Genomic DNA, 20,126 nt, shown 5'->3' with positions numbered 1-20,126 from the left:
TTATTACATTTTGCTACCTACGCGATTTAGGGAAAGGTGTTCCCCGAATCTGGCCTCAGCGCCAAACATTTTGTAGGGGCAAGCCGATGTTCGGCCGTGATCCCGCTGCTTAAGCTCTTCCGGACGGGCAACGCCGTCATGGGAGTGATCGGATTGATCATCGGGGTGCTGATAGCTACTGGCACTGACATCCTTGAACATTGGCAGCCTATCGTCTGGGCCGCTGTGGCGGTCTTCGCCTTCATCGCCGGGGGAAATTCTCTCAACGATTATACAGATCGTGAGGTGGACAAGCTGGCCCACCCGGAGCGCCCCCTGCCTTCTGGACGGGTGACCCCGAGGCAGGTGCTCTACATCTCGGCGGCCTGCTTCGTAGTATCCTTCCTATCTTCACTGGCCTTGAACCTGCCATCCACGATAATCGTGGTCCTGGCCATCGTGCTGATGATGTCCTACGAGGTCAAGCTTAAGAAGGACGCTTTGACCGGGAACCTGGAGATAGCTTTGCTCACCGGAATGTTGTTCCTGCTGGGAGGGGCGGTGGTGGGCATGATGGAACGCACCTACGTCATCGCCCTTCTAGCCTTCCTGGCCATACTGGGAAGGGAGATCGTCAAGGACATCGAGGACATGGAGGGGGACTTCGATCGGTTGACCTTGCCGAAGAAGATAGGGGCTCGCAACGCCGGGATCGTCGCCAGCGTTTCCTTCCTTGTCGCCGTGGCCCTGAGCCCCCTGCCCTACTTGGACGGGACCTTCGGCATCTGGTACCTCGGAGCGGTCCTCTTCGCCGATGCAATCTTTATATATTGCTCCATAGTTCATTTTGAGAACCCGACCAAAGGGCAGAAGTTGGCTAAGTACGGCATGTTCTTGGCCCTGCTGGCCTTCCTCGTGGGGGGATTGTTGTGAACGTTAAGGATTACATTTATGAGAGGGTAAAGAAAGGGACCATGCACATGACCTTGCTGGACCCTGCCAAGCAGAGCCCGGAGCACGCCGCTAAGATGGCCTCCGTGGCCGAAGGCATGGGAACCGATGCCATCATGGTCGGCGGTTCCACCGGGGTGACCCAGGAGAACCTGGACACTACTATACTGGCCATCAAGAAGAAGGTCAAGGTGCCGGTCATCTACTTCCCCTCCGGAGCCCACGCCATCTCGCCTTACGCTGACGCCATGTACTTCATGAGCATGCTGAACAGCACGACCGTGGATAACGTCATTTTGCAGCAGGTCAAGGGCGCCCCCATCGTCAAGATGATCAAGCTCGAACCCATCTCCATGGGATACATCATCGTCGAGCCGGGAATGAAGGTGGGCAAGGTAGGTAAGGCCAACCCCATCCCGAGGGCCGAACCGAAGACCGCAGCCGCCTACGCTCTGGCCGCGGAATACATGGGCATGAAGCTAGTATATCTGGAGGCCGGGAGCGGCGCTCCGGAGGCCGTGCCCTTGGAGATGATCGCCGCGGTCAAGAAGACCATTACCGTTCCTCTCATCGTCGGAGGAGGCATCAGGGATGCCCAGACCGCCGAGAAGGTCAGGCTGGCCGGGGCGGACATCGTGGTCACCGGGACCGTGGTGGAGGACTCCGACCTCGGAGAGGACCTCAGGAAGCTCATCAAGGCGGCCAAAGGGACCGCCTGAACTTCTTAACTTTTTTCACACGAACGAGAAAAGCATCTGGTGCAGGCGGGGGTCCGAGGTAAGCTCGGGGTGAAACGAGAGAGCTATCATGTTCCCCTGACGAGCCATGACCGCTTCCCCCTGGTGACGGCATACGACCTCGCACTCTCCCCAGGATTTCGTAATGAGCGGGGCCCTGATGAACACGCCGGGAAAAGGCGCTTTCATTCTATCTATGTTCAAATGGGCCTCGAACGATTCGCGCTGCCGGCCGAAGGCGTTTCGTTCCACGGCCATGTCCATGAGGCCTAGGAGCTCGGTCCCCGTGCGCTCGGCCTGCGCTCCTCCTTCTTTGGCCAGGAGCACGCATCCCGCGCAGGTGCCCATGATGGGGACGCCGTCCGCTCCCATCCGCACGATGTCGTCGAAGAGGCGGAACTTGCGCAAGAGCTTGGAGATGGTGGTGCTCTCCCCGCCGGGGATGATCAGGCAGTCGACGGAGCTCAGTTCCTCCGGTCGCCTGACGGTGATGACCTCACCGTTCCTGCCCATCTCCGTCAGCGCCAGCTGGGACATCCGCATGTGCTCGGGCACAGCGCCCTGAACGGAGATGACCCCAACCTTCATGTCAAGGTTGATTCCAGGATGCGTAGATAATCCTTATCATGCGTTTGGATGAGGAATGTTCTGATTCATTATATGGGAAATCCTTGAAAAAGCCGATCGGGGATAAATGAAAGATGAGGGGTGGAACCCCTCAATGTTTGTTGGCGATGGGGCGATATTATTATTTTTTATCTTCATCGATCCCTTTCTTCACGCCCTTTCCAGCTTCCTTGACCGCACCCCAGCCTTACTTCAGACCCTTGCCGACCGCTTCTCCAGTCTTGTCGGCCGTCTCCTCAGCCTTGCCTTTCTTTTCTTCGGATATGTTGATTATTAAAAGATTAACAGACGACCTATATCTGTCTTTCAAGCACTGAGTCGAGTAGGAACACGGAAAATCGTCAGCTGTCGAACCTCGGTCTGCGGTCCACTATGGGCTTTGCCTTGGGGGTGAAGTCCTTGGGGACCTCCTTCATCTCCACCTCTATGGGGTCCAGAAGATCATTTTCCAGGCCGCTGCGTATCTCCTCTAACGCGAGAACCGTCTCGAGGACGGCCTTCCGACCCTCTTCCATATCTCCGTTGTATTCGACCGTGAAATGCAGCCGGTCGCGGAAGGACGGCTTGTCGATGACCAGCTGGTAATTGAGGACGCCGTGCACCTTCATTATCGCCTCATCGAAAAGCGTGGGGAAGATGTGCTCTCCCAGACCGATCTTGGTAGCTGCGTCCCGTCTGCCCTTGGGCTTGCCGATCTTGCCGATGGTGACGTGGCCGCACTCGCAGGGCGGCAGGATGTAATGGGAGATGTCGTAGGAGCGGTAGCGCAGGAGGGGGGAGCCCTGAAAGCTCAGGGAGGTCCAGACCAGTTCCCCCTCGGTTCCCGGAGGCAGCCTCTTCCCGGTGTCCGGGTCGATGACCTCCACCAGGAAGTCCGCCTCGTTGATGTGCAGCCCCGTTTGAACGTAACATTCGATGGCGGTGGCCAGACCCATCTCGGTCATGCCGTACTGGCTCAGGCATTTGCAGCCCCAGGCCTCCTCCATCTCCTTTCGCACCGCCTCGGACAGCGGCTCGGAGGAGCAGATAATGGCTTTGAGCCTTAGGGATCGCAGGTCGTACCTGTCGCAGGCCAGCACCGTCACCCGGTAGATGAAGGAAGTGAGCCCGATGATGATGCGGGTCTTGTTATCCTTAATTACCTTGATCTGCTCGTCCACGTCCACCGAGGAGCACACCACCGACTTCAGCCCTGCCACCTGGCAAGCGTTCTCCAGCATCAGACTGGGGTCCCAGGCCACCACCGCTGGGAACATGATATGCAGCGTCTCGTTGCTCTTCAGCCCGGCGGACCTCAGGGCCGCGGCTATGGAATCTACGATGTTCAGCAGGTCGTCCATGGTGTAGAACAGGCGCTTGGGCTTGCCTGACGTCCCGGAGGTGGAGAAGGTCCGGGCGATCTTGCTCTGTGACGGGCAAAGGAATAAGAAAGGCTCTTCGGCCAGGTCGGCAGGCTCGGTTAGCGGCACCTTGTCCAGGTCGTCCATGGTCCTGATGTTATCAGGCACCACCCCGGCTTCGGTGTACTTCTTCTTGTAATAGTAGCTGTTCTCCATGACGTAGGCGACCTGCTTGCGGAACTTGTGCAGCTGGTATTCCTCGAAGGTCGCCTGGTCCACATCGCCCAGGGTCTTCCGGTCTAGTGCCTTGCGGAAGCCTTCGTCCTGCTTGAACGTGTTGCGCACCTTCAGCTGGACCCAGTCTTGCAGGGGGTTCTCTACGTCCTCGGAGACCTTCCTGGAGGAGAGCTTGGTGCGCGCGTAGGCGATGGCGATGCGGCTTTTAATGCTCATCCTGGACCCCATGCCATCGGAGACATATATTTGTTTCAAACCGCAGGACTATTAAATTCAAAAGAACATAGATGGGGCATGCCGGACGCGCATAGGACCAAGCAGGCCAGGGAGTTCCGCTCACTTTTGAATCTGGGCACCTGGCCGGTGGGGGTCAAGATGTATGAGAAGGCCTCCGAGGCCCTGTCGGTCCCCGGCGCCCGCAACCTTCGTTCCACAGCTACATGCCACATGATCGTCCTCGCTCGCCATTATCGAACGGAGGGGGTGAGCGTATCCACCTCCCAGGGCATGAAGTGCCTGTGGGGCCTGGCCTGTTTAGGAATGATCAAGACCCCGGAAAGGTTGGCCAAGGGTGAATTGAACCGGCCATTCACTAAGGACGACGAGGCGGCCAAGGCCCTGCAGGACGGCATTTTCATGCTGGGGAACGAGGGGCAGAGGTACGGAGCGATGCTGATCGCTCCCCTGGACCTCATGCCAACGGAGCCGGATGCCATCGTCGCCTATCTTACCCCGGGTCAGGCGTTGAAGGTCCTGCTGGGCTACGAGTACGCCGAGGGGAAGATATTGAAGGCCACCGTCGCCGGACAATCCTCGGTCTGCTCGGCCATCGCCAAGGTGATCGCCGGGGAGGACGCGGTGCTGGACATCCCCTGCGTGGGAGATCGCATGTGGGGGTTGGTCCCCGATGATCAGCTGGTCATGGCCTTCTCCCCGCGCATCATGGACGTATTGCTGGACGGCATTAAGGCCACCGACACCTTCTCCGCTCACCCTTTCAGACCGTTCCTCAATTGGCCGGTGCTGTTCCCTCCGGACATGGAGCCACGGGGACGGGAACTGGAGTAGCGATAAGGCCTTATAGAAACGTAAACGGGGGAAAAGCAATATATTATGAGGTTGGTTAACCTGGACGAGGAATGATATGCCGCTGACACCGGAATTACGCAGGGCGGGGGTCACACCCGAACTAATGAACACTACCAGGCGGTTCAATTGCCCTAACTGCGGAAAACTGTTCAGCCTTATGCAGTCCCGGGCCATCGCCTGTCGCGGCTGCCGCCAGGCCAGCACCAACTGCCGCTATGCCCGCTGCCCCTATTGCGACAAGGAGTTCCCCATGGAACAGGTCATCACCAAGGACAGGAACGGGGAAAAATACCTGGCCAGTTACGTGAACAATATACTGGGCAACTATTACACCCAGGTCGGAAAAAGGAACTCCAGGTAAATTATTTTAAATAAAAAAATGGGGGTTTCCCCCGTTGCTCACTTTTCGCTGTACTTTGACCACATCTCGTGTCGGTACAAGGTCTTCCCATCCTGCGAGTTGATGTTGAACAGGCAGAAGGGGATCAGCTTCCCATCCGGTGTCACGGTGTGGATGCAGCAGTTGCAGAACCTTTCCGTCTCGGACGTCCAGGCGTCCTGGAAGGCCATGGTGGAGACGGTCAGGTAGTTTGTCTTGGCCCGGTCGACGAAATCACCCCATTCATTGGCCCCGCCGCCCTCTCCGTCCTCGACGATCAGGGATTCCTCGATGAATCGCCACAGGTCGGATATCTCCTTCCGGGTCTTGGTGGCCACGGTCTTTGTTTCCTTTGGCGGGCCAAAGGCCCGGCTGGTCAGGGGGAATAGCGTCCCATCCTCCATGACCACGGACATGGACTTGGCGTCGCAATGCACGTTGGAGCAGGAGGTGGGGATGAAGTTGTCCACCCTCAGCTCCCCGCCGGTCTGTTCCTCGATGGCCCTCAGCAGATCAGGGATGGTCACCCGGTCCTCGTCCTTGGGGGCGATGGGGAAGCGGCCGAAGTATGCTATGGGCTGGAAGTGGACGCCCTTGACCGTAGGCACCTTGGACTTGGCGAAGTTGATGACCTCGCCCACGCGGTCCAGGTTGATGTTCGGCGATACGACGCAAACCAGGGTGACGCCCATGCCCACCTTCTCGCAGTTCTCAATGCACTTCAGCTTTTGGGCCAGTATGTCCCGGCCACAGGTCTGTTTGTAGATGTCACCGTGCAGCCCGTCGAAGGAGAAGTACAACGAGTCCACGCCGGCGTCCTTGACCTTCTTGAGGAACTCGATGTCTTCGGCGAAGCGAATGCCGTTGGTGTTCAGTTCGATATGGTCGATGCCCATCTGCTTGCCCATGCGGACGACGTCAGGGAGATCATCACGTATGGTCGGTTCCCCACCGCTTATCTGAATGCATATGGGGTGATTGACGTAATCGAGCATGGTCTGGTACATGCCCTTGATGATCTCCATGGCGGGATTGAACTTGTAGAACTGGTTGGCCGAGGCGAAGCAAACCGGGCACTTCAGGTTGCAGCCGTTGGTGATCTCCATGACCACTAGGCATGTGTGCTGCACATGGTCCGGGCAAAGGCCGCATATCTGCGGGCAGTTATCTTTCTCGGCCACCGCTATCTTAAGGGGCTTGGACTGCACCGCGGCGTACCTCTTCATGTCCTCGTAATCCTCCACGCCCCTCCAGATGAGCACTTTCTCCGTGCCGTGCTCGGGGCATTCCTTGATCAGGTATACCTTGTCGTCCTCGGCGACCTTGGTGGCCGGGACGGTCTTCAGGCATTTGGGGCAGAGGCTGTTCGTGTGACCAATGACCTTGCTCATTTATTTCACCGGAATATTTCAAGGGAATGTCATGTGGCACTATTCTACTTTTGCCAATCGAAGGGCGGCGCCATCGCCATAAAATTAAAAAATGAAAAAAGAAAGGCCGCGTTTAGCGGCCTGAAGTTGTTTTAAGCGCGCTTCTTCTCGAAGAGGCCTTCCGCAGCGGCCAGAGTCTTGACGGCGAGGTACTCCTCGACCCAAGCGTCCCCGGTGGCCGGATCGACCAGTGCAGGACCGTTCCTCTTGACGGTCATGTACTCGATCTCCACGTGGCCCTGAGCGACAGGTTTGCCGCCGTGGGTCTTCCACTCGGTCTCCGCCATGACGTTGACGATCTTGCCCAGCTTCATCTTGTGAGAATAGGCGCTCTTGACCACGGCGGTGCCGTGACCAGATAGATCGCTCATGACGTACACGGTGAGGCTACCGATGACCTTCTTGGCCAGTCCCATGTTGCCTTTCTTGATGTACACATTGGTCTTAGCCGCAGTTTCCACAACATCGATTACGTCGTGCTCCTTCAGTCCCCTCTTCGCGATAAGCTCCTTCACATCGTGCGGTATAGTAACTTGTACCATTTTAGTCACCTCACCAAGTTCCGTAGGTACCGAAGTCCCTAGCCGCCTTGACCAAGGCCAACATCTGTCCGGGTATGGTGTACGGAGGCGTCTCGCAAGCGGTACCAAGGATGTAACCCTTCTTCGAATCGCGGCCCTGCAGTAGCTGCTCCTTGGCCTGGTTGTACACCTTGTTCGGGACGGGGTCGATCATCAGCTTGGTATCGACGGATCCCATGCAGGTTGCCTTGTCCTGGAAGGTCTCCTTCAGGAGCTTGGACGGGAAAACGTTCCTGCCCTTGTAACCGGCGTGTATCACGGTGAACGGGGACCACATCAAGCCGTCCTTGAACAGCTTGTAGTCGGTCTCATGGTTACCGCACAGGTGATAGAACACCTGCGGTCCGGCTCCATGCTTGAAGCAGCCGTCCACGTACCTGTACATGTTCTTAACGGAGTATTCCGCAACGCCCTCGTCGCTGAAGATATCGTTGTTGGCCAGAACGGACCCGACGATCAACATCGCCATTCCGTACTTGTCGGCCAAGGCCTCAGCGCCGTTGATGGAGGTGTCGGTGTAGTTCTGCACCAGCTTCTGGGCAGCGTCCGGCTCCGTGAACGTCCACATGATGAAGTTCTCCACACCCACCATCTCGGCAGCCGCTCCCACCAGGTCGAAACCGTAGGAGATCGGAACCAAGGTCATGGGCAGGTTCTTCGCCACATAGTCGTAGATCCTGTAGAACATAGGTACCGTCGCCAGATTACCGTGCTTGGCCTGTGCCTTCAACAGATCGTCCTTGCTAGGTACGTGCATCTTGTCGATGTCTTCCGGGGTCGAATATATCGGCCCGGTAGAGATCGGCGGCAGAGTCTCCTTGTAGACCAGCTTCAGACCCAGCTCAGTGACCCACGGCAACGAGAAGAACCAGTGCGTAACTGGTAGCAGGTCAAAGAGGTGGGATATGTAGCCGACGCAGTGTATACCCAACTCTGGTTTTTCATAGAAGTCCCTTATGGTATATCCGCAGGCCACAGCGGCGTTGGACAAGATGATCGGGTCCACGTCTATGCGGTCGTGTGGATTGTCCACAAAGGGGCTCGCAAAGCGCTTAGCGGCATTACCGTGCCACTTGCTATCCATGGCTGGAAACATTTCTTCATAGCCCATAGGAAATCCCCATGCCACTAACAACAATGGACCATATATAATGGTTGTTCAGGGGACACGCAAAAAAGTTTCATAAACACTATGAATAAACATAGTAAATAGAAATTATTTTCAAAATTATATGATTTATTTAAACATAATTGCAAAAATATGGTAATTTTTTAACATTTTAAATAATTAAAAAATGATACGAAACGCGCGTCTGGGCTCAGGCCAACCGCTGATAGGCGACCACGAATAGGAATATGCCAGCGGCAGTGAAGACAAGGCCATGGTCAGCCCGTTGACCGGGATGCCCTGGAGCTTGGCCCCATCCTCATCGAAGGTCACCGCTAGCATTTCCTTGTAGAAGAAGACCATGAAGCCGATGATTATCAGGGCCAGGGCCACCAAGACCATTACATCGTTCTGGTCGATGGTGAGTATGGAACCGAAGAGATAGTTGAAAAGGTCGGTGTTGAACCCATCGGCCATGTAGATTATGATGATGCCGAGGGAGAAGCCCATGGCCATCATGACCGCGATGGCCGAGTCCGATTGGGCCAAGCCTTTTCGCCTCATGTAAGTGATGCCGAAAACCGCCACGATGGAGATGGCCAACGCTCCGATCATGGGATCGATGCCGAGGAGGAGACCGAGCGCGACACCGCCGAAGGCGGTGTGGGCCACGCCGTCGACCAGCATTGACTCCTTTCTCAGGATGAGGAACAGTCCTATCCAGGCGGACACGATGGCTGCAAGCGCCCCGCCTATCAAGGCCCGAACGAAGAACTGGTACTGGAAGAGCCCCAGGATGTCCGCGGGATCAAAGCTGCTCATCGATGAAGACCCCTTGGCATTGATGTTCGTGGAAGGCGAAACGGAAGTGCTCCCCGTACCCTTTCTTCAGTATGTCATCCGGCACCTTGCCTTCGATGATGGCGCTGCTGTGCACCTCTCTGTTCACGCAGAGCACCCGGGACATGCGGCAGAAGACCGCCGCTAGGTCATGGGAGACGATGAGGATGGTCAACCCCTTCTTCTGGTTCAGGTTGGCCAGCTGCATGAAGAACTTCTCCTGGGTGATGGGGTCGAAGCCGGTGACCGGCTCGTCGAGCACCAGCAGCTCCGGCTTGCTGACCAGGGATTTGGCCACGAAGGCCCTCTGCCTCTGCCCCCCGGACAGCTGGCCTATGCGTTTGTTCTTCAGGTCGGATATGCCCATCATCGACAGGGCGTCGTTGACCGCGCTCCAGTCGTCCTTGTTGCGGAAACGGCCGAGGTTCTTGGGGTTAATTCTTCCTAGACCAACGAGCTCCTTGACCGTCAGGGGGAACTGTGAATCGAAGTTGATGGCGTATTGGGAGACGTATCCCACCTTCTCCCACTGCTTGAAGGACTCGACCTCCTGGCCCAGTATCTTGATGCTTCCGGACCCCTTGGGCAGCAGACCTAACAGCGCCAGCACCAAGGTGGTCTTGCCGCCGCCGTTGGGACCGACCACTCCGACGTAATCCCCCTTCTCGATCACGAAAGAGGCGTTGGTGATGGCCTCGGTGGTCCCGCGCTTGACCGTCAGTCCCTGCACTTCGATTATGGGCTCCATACCAATTCCTCAGGCAACTTCCAGACCGGCCTTCAGGTTAATTAAGTTCTGCGACATCTGCTTCAGGTAGTCCATCTCGTCCACCGGCCCGGTCATCAGATACAGCTCCAGCAATTGAACGTCGTGCCCGGTCTGGTCCTGGACCTCCTCCTTGAGGATGGTGGCGTAACTGCCCGAGAACTGCGGGTCCGTGAACACCGTGTAGATGTTCTGGTCGGTCATCAGTTGGACCAGGGAGGTGATGGTGGATATCGAGGGTTCCTCGTCCCCGCTGAGGCCGATCACGCCCTCCTGCTTGAAACCGTAGTCGCTCGCAACGTAGCCGAAGGCGGAATGAGAGACGATTATAGTGGTCAGATTCCCTTGCGAAAGGGACTGGTACTCCTGGTCCAGTTCAGTTAGGGTGGCGTTCAGGACCTCGAACTTTTGCTCGTAGTACGATGTTCCGTTGGGGTCGATCTGGCATAAGGCCTGGTACACGTTCTTCGCTTGGATCAGTGCTTGTTTCGGGCTAATCCAGGTGTGAGGGTCCACGCCTGCCCCGCCCTCCTCGTGCTCATCTGTCCCGGAGATGTACTCCACGCCCGCCGTGGTGTTCACGATCAGTTTATTGTCAGCATCGATAGATGGCAGCACATCGGATATCAGCCAGGAGTCCCCCGGCCCTCCGTTGTAGAGGATGATGTCCGCATTGTCGGTGTCGAACATGTTCTTGGTGGTCGGGGAATAGGAATGGATCTCGGTGTTGTATGGGATCAGGCAAGTGACGGAAACTTTCTCCCCGCCGATGGCCTCGGCCATGTAGGCCAGTGGATAGAAGGTGGCCACGACATTCAGTTTATCGCTCTCAGTATCTGATGCGTCGCTGAGAAGCACCGAGACGGTCATCAACGATATCGTGACCATTACCACGCCGATGACCAAGATGGCCTGCTTTTTGTTCATTGTCCCAACAATTGGTATATTGAGGAGGTTAATAACATTATCGCATTTATTTATTAATTAAATCCTTTTTCGCTTCTGATGATATTGCTCAGTTCCATTTGAACATCTGATGCTGGATTTCTATAATAATTTTGAAAATGAAGATGATGTCATTAATAATCATTAATCACAACTTTAAATAATAGTTAATAACATTTCTCATTCCGATGCCTATCATAAGCGTATCCCTGACCGACAAGAACGTGGAGGACCTGGCGTTCCTGCAGAAGGAACTGGGCTTCACCGGCCGTTCCGAGGCCATACGGGCAGCCATGCGGACGCTTCTGGCGGAGAACAACGAACGGCGGACCATGGTCGGCTCGGTCGATGGCGTCCTGATCATGGTGAACGACGCCTGCGCCTCCGGCTCGATCCATGACATCTATCACGACAACCATCCGCTGATCAGGACCCACGTGCACAATCACCTGGGAAATCACAAGTGCATGAACATGATGATGCTGAGCGGGGATGCCAAGGAGATAAACGACCTATTGGACAAGATGTACCGGTTGGAAGGCATCGCTTACCTGAAGTTCATCCGGTCTTGAACCAGCCCAGCGCTGAACACCCTCATAACTGGCCACTAAATCAAATATCAGGAAACCGCATGTAGTCCGCAATATGGCAGGGGCAGGGGGCCTATAGAAGATGACGGATGACCCAGACGGCAAGGGGCTCATGGATAGGGTGATAGATTGGACCCTCACCGGAGACCTCAGACGCCGCGTGCTTGCCCTGATCATCATAGGTTGCGTTCTTTACGGTGCGACCATAGCGCTCGATGCGCTGGTGCTGCGCCATTTCTTTAGTGATGTCTTCAGCGAGAACTCCGACCTGTCTTTCTACCGTTTTCGGGGAGAGTCCATTCTGGACGGCAAGATACCTTACGTGGACTTCACCTCGGAGTCGCCGCCGCTGATCATGTACATGTTCGTAGTGCCTCAGTTGACCGGGGGCTCGACCCTGTCCTACCAGGTGTTCTTCGCCTTCTTTTCCATTCTGACGTCGCTGTTGCTGTACCTGGGGTTCCGCCAGCATGACGAGCGCAAGGCCATGATGGCCGGCTTGGCCTATCTGGCGTACCCGTTGTGCCTGATGGAGTTCGCCATCGGGGTGCAGGACGAAGCGATAACCACCTTCCTTTTCCTCCTGCCCCTGGTGCTGTTGCACCTCGGAAGGGGCTGGGCTTCCGGCGTCACTTCGCTGGTCGGAGTGCTCACAAAGATGTTCAATGTGCTGCTGGTGCCCTGGATGTTCCTCCAGGCAGACCGCAGGAACCGCATTGCCATATTGGTCTCCTTCGTCGGTCTGGCCTTGCTCATTCTTGTGCCGTTGATGATCCTCTTTCCGGACCAGTTGCCATCCTTCCGCTACTATTTCCTCGGCAATCCGGACAGCCCCACCGGCGGTTCTTCAATCAGCCCCTGGCACTACCTTGGCAAATTGGGATACGGCCTGCCGGGATGGGCCGGGATGACGTTGGCGCTGGTCGGGCTGGGCGGCGCCACCATGCTGGCGTTCAAATGGAAATTGACGCTTTGGCAGGGATCGGCTCTAGTGATTATGGTCTTCTTCTTGTTCTACCCGAAAATCCTGATGGCCTATTTCATCATGCCCATCACCCTGCTGATGATGTGGGGTTTGGAGGACCGGAAGACCATGCTGAAGCTTTTCGCCGTGATCGTCCCGCTCTTCGCCTCCATGACCATTACTGGAAATGGGATGGCCCCGGTCTCGGACGAGCCTTGGGTCTGGCTATTGGGCATGGCGCTCAGCCTTGTCGGCTGGGGGCTCATGTTGCATACCTGGTGGAAAATAAAGGACAAGAAGGTCTTCTTCGAAAGGGATTGAACGAAGAGGTTGGGATACTATCTGAATGAAGTGTAAAATATTATGATTATTTATAAATAATAAAACAACCCTGGTACGATTGAATAAATAATAAATATTTTTTATAGATGGTGCATTCACGGGGACGATCAGATGTTCAAGTATGAGTACAAGATAAACTGGTCTGGACAGATCACCAGCGGGACCATCGAATGCGAGAACAACGAGGACTCCAAGAGGACGACCATGAAGCGCTTGAAGGAGATCGGCATCCCTGTGGGCAAGTACGTCTTCGTCGACATCGTGCGATTGGATGATAATAAGGAAATCGTCACCGACGAACTCTGGAAGGCCTGATCTGGCCTTGAAGATCGGGATCGTGTTCTGTTGAACGGTTATGCCATGGTCGGCGCTGGTCCGGACAATCGACCTTTAAGGTTAGCATCGGTCCATGGACAATTGATATTAGGAAGGGTTTTGTTCAGGCGATGTTCACTTCTTCCGACGCATGAACAGGAACGCCACAACCAATAGCAGAACAATCGCGATCACTGCCCCCAATATCAGCATCATGTTGTCGCTGATTATGCTGGATTCGGGCAGGACGACTGAGGCCACAGAGCTTTGGTGCCCCTCGCCGGCTACGTTCACCGCAGCCACCTTGTACCAATATGTATGGCCGTCGCTCAGGCCGGTATCGTTATAGGTCGTGTTGGAGAGCGAGGCCACAAGGACGTAGGTCCCGTTCTCGGTATTGGAACGATAGACATTGTAGCTGGTGATGGCGTTCCAGCCGTTGTCCGCTGGAGCGACCCATGCCAGGATCGCCTGTTCGTCATCCAGAGTGGCCGAGAGATCGGTGGGAGCTTGGGGAGGGACGGGATTGTACATACCCATCATTAATCCATAATAATAGTCTCCAGGAACGGGAAAGCTAGATCGGTTGTATGCGTGACCCAGTAATCCCGCGTTGGTTTCTAATATCCAATTCACACCAATGTTGGTCGGGGGGATCAACCCTTTGAACGATATCGAAGTTAGGTTGGCGCAGTACTGGAACGCATTTTTCCCGATTGAGGTGACATTGCCGGGGATGGCCACGGAGGTCAGGGATGTGCAGTAGGAGAACGCCGCTATCCCGATGGTCGTAACGCCACTTCCGATGGTCATCGATGTCAGGTTGGTGCATTGGGAGAACGAAAAGCCCCCGATGGACGTGACGCTGTTCGGAATGGTGATGGAGGTAAGGGCGGTACATAAGGCGAACGCATTGCTCCCGATCGAGGTGACGCCGTTGGGTATGGTCACGGAAGTTAGAGAGGTGCAATAAGCGAACGCCCAGGCCCCGATCGAGGTTACGCTGCTGGGTATGGTCACGGAGGTCAGGTTGGCGCAGTATTGGAACGCCCCATTCCCAATCGAGGTGACGCTGCTGGGTATGGTCACGGAAGTGATGGTCTCCCAATATTCGAACGCGCCATCTCCGATGGCCGCTGTGGCATACACACCAAGCGTGGAGGGGATGACGATCGAACCGCCGGCTCCGGAGTATCCCGTGATCGTGGCAACGGTGGGACTGCCTCCCGTTGTATAGATATAGTCGCCGTCCTGAGCAGCGGCCACTGAGTCTATGGCCACAACGAAGAACGCTCCAAATAGAAGCATAAGCACTACAATCGTGGATAGTACAGAAATTCCAGACCTCAGTTTCATTCGACACCCCATTTTGTTACGATAGCTCGCTTCGATACGGAATAGATGGATTTCGCCTGCTTAATAAAGGTTTTAATGGCTTTTTGATGATTATTTCGTTATATATTTCAGAATGACAAAAATAATAGCGTCGCTTTTTCAACGGTATTTCCTTTAAACCAAAGCATGATGGTATAGGGAAGATCCTCGAACCCTATGATAGCCATCGTTCCGTTAATTATTGCCAACAAGTATGGGGATGACAAATAATTCCCAATATTATTCTAATAAACAAAGGAAATAATTGGAAAAGGTTTTTGATCAACTCTTCACTCAGTAGGTTTGCCGTCGTACTCTTCCGGCTCTTTGAGCGCATCGGCCTTTGTGTGTCTGACTACCTTGTCGATGTGCTCGGGCGGCGAATAGATGGTGTACAACTTAAGGTTCTTTTTTGAGGAGGTATTGATCACGTTGTGCCTTGCTCCCGAGGGAACGATGACCCCGCTGCCATCCTTGACCAGGTTCTCAACGCCATCGATGACGACCTTGCCCTCGCCCTCCTCGAACCTGAAGAACTGATCGACGGTATCATGGACCTCCTCGCCGATATCTTCACCTGGCTTCAAGTTCATCAGAACAAGTTGGCTGAACTTACCTGTGTAAAGGACCCGACGGAAATCAGCGTTGTTCCTTGTTTCTTTTTCTAAATTTTCAGAAAATCCTTTCTTTTTCTTCATATGCTCACCTTTTCTCCAATAAGTCGGTATCTGTATCAATTGATAGTACCCATATTAATTTGTTAATCAAATACCGTATAATTAGACAGAAATTTTTAGTAGGTCACCGTCACCCATCTGGACCCGATGGTTCGAGATGAGGTTCGTTATTAATTTATGAGATCAAGATCGTGGAAAAAGGATTGGAACCCTTGAACCACAAAGGACAGGATCCCTTTCCTCTAGTGACCAAAGATACATGTAACGATTGCATGAGGCCATATTGTATTATCGATAGCTATATTGAAGACTAGTTATTCAAGGCTAAAAATCCAACGTGGGTTAAAACGTTCAGAGAAAATGGATCGCTTTGAACAATTTAGCATGGATTAAACGGAAATGAGGGAAAATCATGGGTCTGTTCGATAAATTTGGCTCGAAGGATGAGAAAGTAAAGCTGAGCAAGGAAGAGGCGTTCGCCGGTGTTAGCCTGGCCTCGATCGCGGCTGATGGGGTCATAACCGACGAAGAGGCACACGGACTGTACATGGCGCTCCTGAGGACGAAGATGTTCTCCGGATACAACGAGCATCAGATGTCTTCTATGCTCAACAAGCTAATCAACATCATAAAGCGCCAGGGCGTGGACGCCTTGGTCATGATGTCGAAGGAGTCACTGCCTGAGGAGCTCAAGGCGACCGCCTTCGCCGTGGCTACCGACCTGGCTCTCGCCGATGGGGACATTGTCGAGGAGGAGAAGAAGCTGCTGACCAAGATACAGCAGACCCTCGGCGTCCCGGAGGACGAGGCGGTCAAGATCATCGAGGTCATGATGATCAAGAGCAAGGGCTGAAAAAGCCCTTTTCATTTTTTATTTAATACAGTCATGTTCTTGTTGGATTAAAAATTCAAGTGCAGGGGTAGTATACAATTATTCAAAATGACCCTTTTCATCTAATGATGCTTGCCGTTTGCCCTGCCTTCGACCTTCTAGCCAATGATCAAAGGTCAGGGATATAATTTCAGTGATCGGACATAATAAAAATGATCATCCGTAAAATTATCCTCATCTGGGAAATCTCATCGGATGCGTTTTTTTACTTCTTGCTCTTCGATCCTTTATTCTGGTTAGAATTGTTGACCGCGCTTACAACGGAGGATGAGGGCTTCGAATTCCTGTGATCTGACCGATTATTGTTCGCCGGGGGTTCACCCGCTCCCTTCTTTTTCTTTTTCATATCGCTCATAGTTATCTGTGGAGAATAGAGATATTTAGATGTTAAAGTTAATTAAACCGGTCTAAAAAGCGTATGTTGACTATCTGAACCAGACTGACTTAATCGTTTACCTTGGCGGCCTTGACCCTCATGTGTGCTCAGAACGGGAGCATTCCCACCGCCATTACTAGGCCAAGGAACGCCAGTATACCGCACATCATCCATCCGTTATCATACGTGTCGTACAGAATGTCGCCTATGAAGGTCGAGCCGAACCAGCCGAACGATGACACAAGCCCGAACAGACCCAGGTATTTCCCCCTTTCATTTTTATGTTAAAAGATTGATAATCCTAGCATACCAGACGAAATAAAACCTTTGATTGATGGTGCGGGGGAAGGGATTCGAACCCTTGAACCGCTAGGGACAGAATCTTAAGTCCTGCGCCGTTGGCCAAGCTTGGCTACCCCCGCGTGCTTCGGCGATGGCGGAATGACCATAATAAATTTGCCAATGAGAGGGGCGATTGGGAAAATAGAACGTGCGCTCTCAGCGGGTCACCTGTTCTTCCTGATGAACGAACCGTCCTCCAGTTCGGCTAAGGCCTGGTTCAGCTCCTCGGTGGTATTCATGACGATTGACCCGCTCCAGGCGATCGGTTCCCGCAAGGGAACCCCGGACACCACCAGGAACTTCGCCGCCTTCTTGCCCACTTCCATCCTGACCTTGTCACCGGGACCGAACAGCGCTAGGTTGCCGGACGCCACGTCCTTCCTCTCCTCGCCTAGCTTGACCGCCCCGTCGTACACCACCACGAAGATGTTCTTGACGCCGGATATAGGTATATCGTTGCGCTTGATTTCCCGGTATTTCGGGGGAATCATTTTGCTGGTGTGGGGAAGGTTCACCCACAGCTGAAACCCTTTTAACCGTCCCTCCCCCAGCTGGGGCATCTCCTCGTGCAATATCCCGCTCCCGGCGGTCATCCATTGCACGTCCCCGGGGCCGATTGTCCCCTCGTTCCCCAGGCTGTCTCGGTGGTCCACGCGTCCTTCCAGCATATAGGTGACCGTCTCGATGCCCCGGTGAGGGTGCATAGGGAAACCGGCCATGTAATCCTTGGGGCGGTCGGAGCCGAAGAGGTCCAGCATGAGGAAGGGGTCCATCATCTTCGCTTCGTCCCGGCTGAACATCCTGATGAGCTTCACACCGGCACCGTTGCTGGTAGGTGGACCGGCGATGGTCTTGGCCACCTTCCTGGAAACGGTCATGAACGATAATATGTGACGTGTGGGGATATGAATAAATCGCCTGCCGCCAATGAGGTGTCGGAAGGGTGCGGGCAAATGGAACGAAAGATCGCCTGGCATTGCGCGAGCGGCCACGATTTCGAGGTGAGCACCGAGCTCAGGTTGGAGCGTTGCCCGCTCTGCGGCGGTACGGACATCGAACGGAAGGATATCCCAAGTCGATGGTCGAGATTGTTCGGGGATTCCAAACGCAACTCGCAACGTAAGTTCTGGAGGTGAGGTGAATGACAGAGACAAAGAAAGACCGACCCAGGATCTTCTATCTGCTCTACGACGGGTACGCTGGCTTCGAGCTAGTATTTGTAGCCAACAACCTCATGAACAAAAGGACCGCCACGGTCGGCCTCGGCAAGGAACCTTGCCGCTCTCTTGAGAACCTTTGGACCGTTGTCGACATGGACGCCACGGAGGTCGACCCGGACGACGTCGACTTGTTGGTCATACCCGGAGGGCATCCATTGGATATCATCAACGACCCGGCCATGAAGGAAAAGGTCGACGTACTTGTATCGCTGATCAGAGCAGTGAACAAGAGAGGCGGCAAGCTGGCGGCCATCTGTGGCGGACCGAGGTGGCTGGCCTACGCCGGCGTTCTAGATGGACGCAGGTGCACGCACAGCATCGACGACCCGGGAGAGATGTTCTTCAAGACCGTCTTCACCAACGAGTATGTGACGGTCGACGGCAACATCATCACCGGAAAGGGACAGGCTTATCCAGAGTTCGCAGTGGAGATGGGCAGGCAGATGGGTATCTACGAGACGGAGAAGCAGGCCCAGGACGGCCTGAATTGGCTTCGGGACCGTAAGTGACCGCAGGTCATTTGACCTTGCAGGAGCCGTCGTGGCAGGCGAAGAGTATCGGCCCAAGTTCCTGGTCGATGACGTCCTCCAGGTTGGGATGACCGATCTCCGCCAGCTCGTACCGCACGCGGACGATAGGTTTGTTGACGTTCATGATCCGGCGGAGGTCCACCTGCGTGCCGGCGACGACCACGTCGCAATCGGCGCGGTTGATGGTCTCCTCCATATCCTTGATCTGCTCGTCGGTGTAGCCCATGGCCGGGAGTATCGGCCCCAGGTGCCTGTAACGGTCGTACAGCGCCTTGATGGACCCCACCGCATAAGGTCTCGGGTCAATGATGTCCAGGGCCCCGCTGTCTTCGGCGGCGATGGTCCCCGCCCCGAAGGCCATCTCCCCGTGGGTGAGCGTCGGTCCGTCCTCGACCACCAGCGCCCTCTTCCCCTTGACCATGGAGGGGTCGTCGACCTTTATCGGTGAGGCCGCCTCGATCACTATGGCCTTGGGGTTGTACTTGGCGATGTTCTCCTTGACCTTGAGTATGTTGCGGCGGTCGGCTGTCTGCACCTTGTTGATTATTATCACGTTCGCCAGCCGCAGGTTCACTTCGCCCGGGTGATAGGATATCTCGTGCCCGGGGCGGTGCGGGTCGGTGAGGACGATGTGAAGGTTGCTTTCCAGGAACGGCAGGTCGTTGTTCCCGCCGTCCCAGACGATGATGTCCGCCTCCTTCTCCGCGTCCTTCAGCAGCAGTTCCATGTCGATGCCGGAATAGACCACCACCCCGTTCTCGATGAGCGGTTCGTACTCCTCCCGCTCCTCGATGGTGCAGTCGAACCGGTCCAGGTCCGATTTGTCCCCGTAGCGTTGCAGGGTGTGCTTCGTGAGATCGCCGTAGGGCATGGGATGCCGTACCACGACCACCTTCAGTCCCCTCCCTTTCAATATGGCGCAGAGCCGTCGGGTGGTCTGGGTCTTTCCCGCCCCGGTGCGCACGGCGCAGATGGATATCACTGGCTTGTTCGCCCGCAGGGTTATCTTGCTGTTGCCCATCATGCGGAAGTCGGCGCCCATGGACAGCACCCAGGAGGCCTTGTGCATGAGCTCTGCGTGCGAAATGTCGCTGTAGGCGAATATGACCTGGTCCACCTTCTCCTTGCGGATGATGGACGGAAGGTCCTCCTCGGCCAGTATGGGGATGCCCTGTGGATAGAGGGAGCCAGCCAGGGCCGCGGGGTAGCAGCGGCCTTCTATATTGGGGGTCTGGGCGGCGGTGAAGGCCACGACCTTGTACCTCTCGTTGTCCCGGAAGTAGGTGTTGAAATTATGGAAATCGCGCCCAGCCGCGCCCATGATGACGACCTTGCTCTGTTTCATGCGCTACCTTGTACCGGCAATCGGGACGGTCGATAATACAGTTTTCTGCCTTGGAACATGGCCGGTCGTTGATGGACGCCGGTCAGAGGGTCGTATCATTGGCATTCGGACCGTTACGGAAAATGAGGCTTAGCAAAGTTTTGAGTATTC

Annotated in this window: 24 protein-coding genes and 1 tRNA gene; 11 read left to right on the top strand and 14 right to left on the bottom strand. The window is 55.0% G+C overall.

What is annotated here, in order from left to right; translation table 11 throughout:
* Positions 1-96 precede the first annotated feature (96 nt).
* Both NT131_02790 and NT131_02785 read left to right on the top strand, forming a co-directional pair.
* Positions 97-912 (top strand): UbiA family prenyltransferase, encoded by an 816-nt coding sequence (locus NT131_02790; protein ID MCX6650571.1) that lies wholly within the window; start codon positions 97-99, stop codon positions 910-912.
* Positions 909-1,649: a geranylgeranylglyceryl/heptaprenylglyceryl phosphate synthase gene (locus NT131_02785; GenBank protein MCX6650570.1), complete on the top strand. Its 741-nt coding sequence runs from the start codon at positions 909-911 to the stop codon at positions 1,647-1,649. Before NT131_02790 ends, NT131_02785 begins: the two co-directional genes overlap by 4 nt.
* Before the next feature lie 15 nt (positions 1,650-1,664).
* Here NT131_02785 and pdxT read toward each other — a convergent pair whose 3' ends face one another.
* Positions 1,665-2,255: a pyridoxal 5'-phosphate synthase glutaminase subunit PdxT gene (gene pdxT, locus NT131_02780; protein MCX6650569.1), complete on the bottom strand. Its 591-nt coding sequence runs from the start codon at positions 2,253-2,255 to the stop codon at positions 1,665-1,667.
* 106 nt (positions 2,256-2,361) lie between these two features.
* On the opposite strand from pdxT, the gene NT131_02775 reads away from it, so the two are divergent.
* On the top strand, positions 2,362-2,571 hold the full coding sequence (locus NT131_02775) for a hypothetical protein (GenBank protein MCX6650568.1): 210 nt from the start codon (positions 2,362-2,364) through the stop codon (positions 2,569-2,571).
* Positions 2,572-2,635: 64 nt separating this feature from the next.
* On the opposite strand, the gene NT131_02770 is transcribed toward NT131_02775, so the two are convergent.
* Positions 2,636-4,087, bottom strand: a complete 1,452-nt coding sequence (locus NT131_02770; protein ID MCX6650567.1) for an AMP-binding protein — start codon at positions 4,085-4,087, stop codon at positions 2,636-2,638.
* 78 nt (positions 4,088-4,165) lie between these two features.
* Between NT131_02770 and NT131_02765 the strand changes: the two genes are divergently transcribed.
* Positions 4,166-4,939, top strand: a complete 774-nt coding sequence (locus NT131_02765) for a DUF169 domain-containing protein (GenBank protein ID MCX6650566.1) — start codon at positions 4,166-4,168, stop codon at positions 4,937-4,939.
* A 124-nt stretch (positions 4,940-5,063) separates the two neighbouring features.
* On the top strand, positions 5,064-5,321 hold the full coding sequence (locus tag NT131_02760) for a hypothetical protein (protein MCX6650565.1): 258 nt from the start codon (positions 5,064-5,066) through the stop codon (positions 5,319-5,321).
* A 38-nt stretch (positions 5,322-5,359) separates the two neighbouring features.
* Here the strand turns inward: NT131_02760 and NT131_02755 are convergent, their stop codons facing one another.
* From NT131_02755 to NT131_02730, 6 genes are all read right to left on the bottom strand, one after another.
* Entirely contained in the window at positions 5,360-6,730 is a 1,371-nt protein-coding gene (locus NT131_02755; protein ID MCX6650564.1) for a radical SAM protein, read from the bottom strand.
* Positions 6,731-6,861: 131 nt separating this feature from the next.
* Positions 6,862-7,311, bottom strand: coding sequence for a hypothetical protein (locus NT131_02750; protein MCX6650563.1), 450 nt, complete (start codon positions 7,309-7,311; stop codon positions 6,862-6,864).
* Positions 7,312-7,321: 10 nt separating this feature from the next.
* Positions 7,322-8,383 (bottom strand): hypothetical protein, encoded by a 1,062-nt coding sequence (locus NT131_02745; protein ID MCX6650562.1) that lies wholly within the window; start codon positions 8,381-8,383, stop codon positions 7,322-7,324.
* 255 nt (positions 8,384-8,638) lie between these two features.
* Positions 8,639-9,280 carry a metal ABC transporter permease gene (locus NT131_02740; GenBank protein ID MCX6650561.1) on the bottom strand — a complete coding sequence of 214 codons (642 nt, stop codon included), beginning with the start codon at positions 9,278-9,280 and terminating at the stop codon, positions 8,639-8,641.
* Entirely contained in the window at positions 9,267-10,046 is a 780-nt protein-coding gene (locus tag NT131_02735) for a metal ABC transporter ATP-binding protein (GenBank protein ID MCX6650560.1), read from the bottom strand. Before NT131_02735 ends, NT131_02740 begins: the two co-directional genes overlap by 14 nt.
* A gap of 9 nt (positions 10,047-10,055) precedes the next feature.
* Positions 10,056-10,991, bottom strand: coding sequence for a zinc ABC transporter substrate-binding protein (locus NT131_02730; protein MCX6650559.1), 936 nt, complete (start codon positions 10,989-10,991; stop codon positions 10,056-10,058).
* Between the two features lie 206 nt (positions 10,992-11,197).
* On the opposite strand from NT131_02730, the gene NT131_02725 reads away from it, so the two are divergent.
* From NT131_02725 to NT131_02715, 3 genes are all read left to right on the top strand, one after another.
* On the top strand, positions 11,198-11,581 hold the full coding sequence (locus tag NT131_02725) for a CopG family ribbon-helix-helix protein (protein MCX6650558.1): 384 nt from the start codon (positions 11,198-11,200) through the stop codon (positions 11,579-11,581).
* A gap of 100 nt (positions 11,582-11,681) precedes the next feature.
* A complete protein-coding gene (locus tag NT131_02720; protein MCX6650557.1) occupies positions 11,682-12,884 on the top strand; it encodes a glycosyltransferase 87 family protein in 1,203 nt (400 codons plus the stop codon).
* 132 nt (positions 12,885-13,016) lie between these two features.
* Positions 13,017-13,220: a hypothetical protein gene (locus NT131_02715; protein ID MCX6650556.1), complete on the top strand. Its 204-nt coding sequence runs from the start codon at positions 13,017-13,019 to the stop codon at positions 13,218-13,220.
* 135 nt (positions 13,221-13,355) lie between these two features.
* Here NT131_02715 and NT131_02710 read toward each other — a convergent pair whose 3' ends face one another.
* Together NT131_02710 and NT131_02705 are read right to left on the bottom strand one after the other, a co-directional pair.
* On the bottom strand, positions 13,356-14,501 hold the full coding sequence (locus tag NT131_02710; protein MCX6650555.1) for a fibronectin type III domain-containing protein: 1,146 nt from the start codon (positions 14,499-14,501) through the stop codon (positions 13,356-13,358).
* A gap of 383 nt (positions 14,502-14,884) precedes the next feature.
* Positions 14,885-15,292, bottom strand: coding sequence for a cupin domain-containing protein (locus NT131_02705; protein ID MCX6650554.1), 408 nt, complete (start codon positions 15,290-15,292; stop codon positions 14,885-14,887).
* Between the two features lie 391 nt (positions 15,293-15,683).
* Here NT131_02705 and NT131_02700 point away from each other — a divergent pair, with 391 nt between their 5' ends.
* Positions 15,684-16,124, top strand: a complete 441-nt coding sequence (locus tag NT131_02700) for a tellurite resistance TerB family protein (protein MCX6650553.1) — start codon at positions 15,684-15,686, stop codon at positions 16,122-16,124.
* Between the two features lie 522 nt (positions 16,125-16,646).
* Here NT131_02700 and NT131_02695 read toward each other — a convergent pair.
* The 3 genes from NT131_02695 to NT131_02685 all read right to left on the bottom strand — a co-directional run bounded on the left by NT131_02695 (position 16,647) and on the right by NT131_02685 (position 17,759).
* Positions 16,647-16,781: a hypothetical protein gene (locus tag NT131_02695; GenBank protein ID MCX6650552.1), complete on the bottom strand. Its 135-nt coding sequence runs from the start codon at positions 16,779-16,781 to the stop codon at positions 16,647-16,649.
* 93 nt (positions 16,782-16,874) lie between these two features.
* Positions 16,875-16,961, bottom strand: a tRNA-Leu gene (locus NT131_02690).
* An 84-nt stretch (positions 16,962-17,045) separates the two neighbouring features.
* A complete protein-coding gene (locus NT131_02685; GenBank protein MCX6650551.1) occupies positions 17,046-17,759 on the bottom strand; it encodes a pirin family protein in 714 nt (237 codons plus the stop codon).
* Between the two features lie 75 nt (positions 17,760-17,834).
* Here NT131_02685 and NT131_02680 point away from each other — a divergent pair, with 75 nt between their 5' ends.
* Both NT131_02680 and NT131_02675 read left to right on the top strand, forming a co-directional pair.
* Positions 17,835-18,017 carry a hypothetical protein gene (locus tag NT131_02680; protein ID MCX6650550.1) on the top strand — a complete coding sequence of 61 codons (183 nt, stop codon included), beginning with the start codon at positions 17,835-17,837 and terminating at the stop codon, positions 18,015-18,017.
* Positions 18,018-18,022: 5 nt separating this feature from the next.
* On the top strand, positions 18,023-18,610 hold the full coding sequence (locus NT131_02675) for a DJ-1/PfpI family protein (GenBank protein ID MCX6650549.1): 588 nt from the start codon (positions 18,023-18,025) through the stop codon (positions 18,608-18,610).
* A gap of 7 nt (positions 18,611-18,617) precedes the next feature.
* Here the strand turns inward: NT131_02675 and NT131_02670 are convergent, their stop codons facing one another.
* Positions 18,618-19,976, bottom strand: a complete 1,359-nt coding sequence (locus NT131_02670) for a cyclic 2,3-diphosphoglycerate synthase (GenBank protein MCX6650548.1) — start codon at positions 19,974-19,976, stop codon at positions 18,618-18,620.
* Positions 19,977-20,126: the final 150 nt, after the last annotated feature.

This window comes from Methanomassiliicoccales archaeon (genome assembly GCA_026394395.1).
Taxonomy (GTDB): Archaea; Thermoplasmatota; Thermoplasmata; order Methanomassiliicoccales; family UBA472; genus UBA472.
Note: the sequence above shows the minus strand (reverse complement) of the source record. Positions and strands in the feature narration are given on the sequence as shown.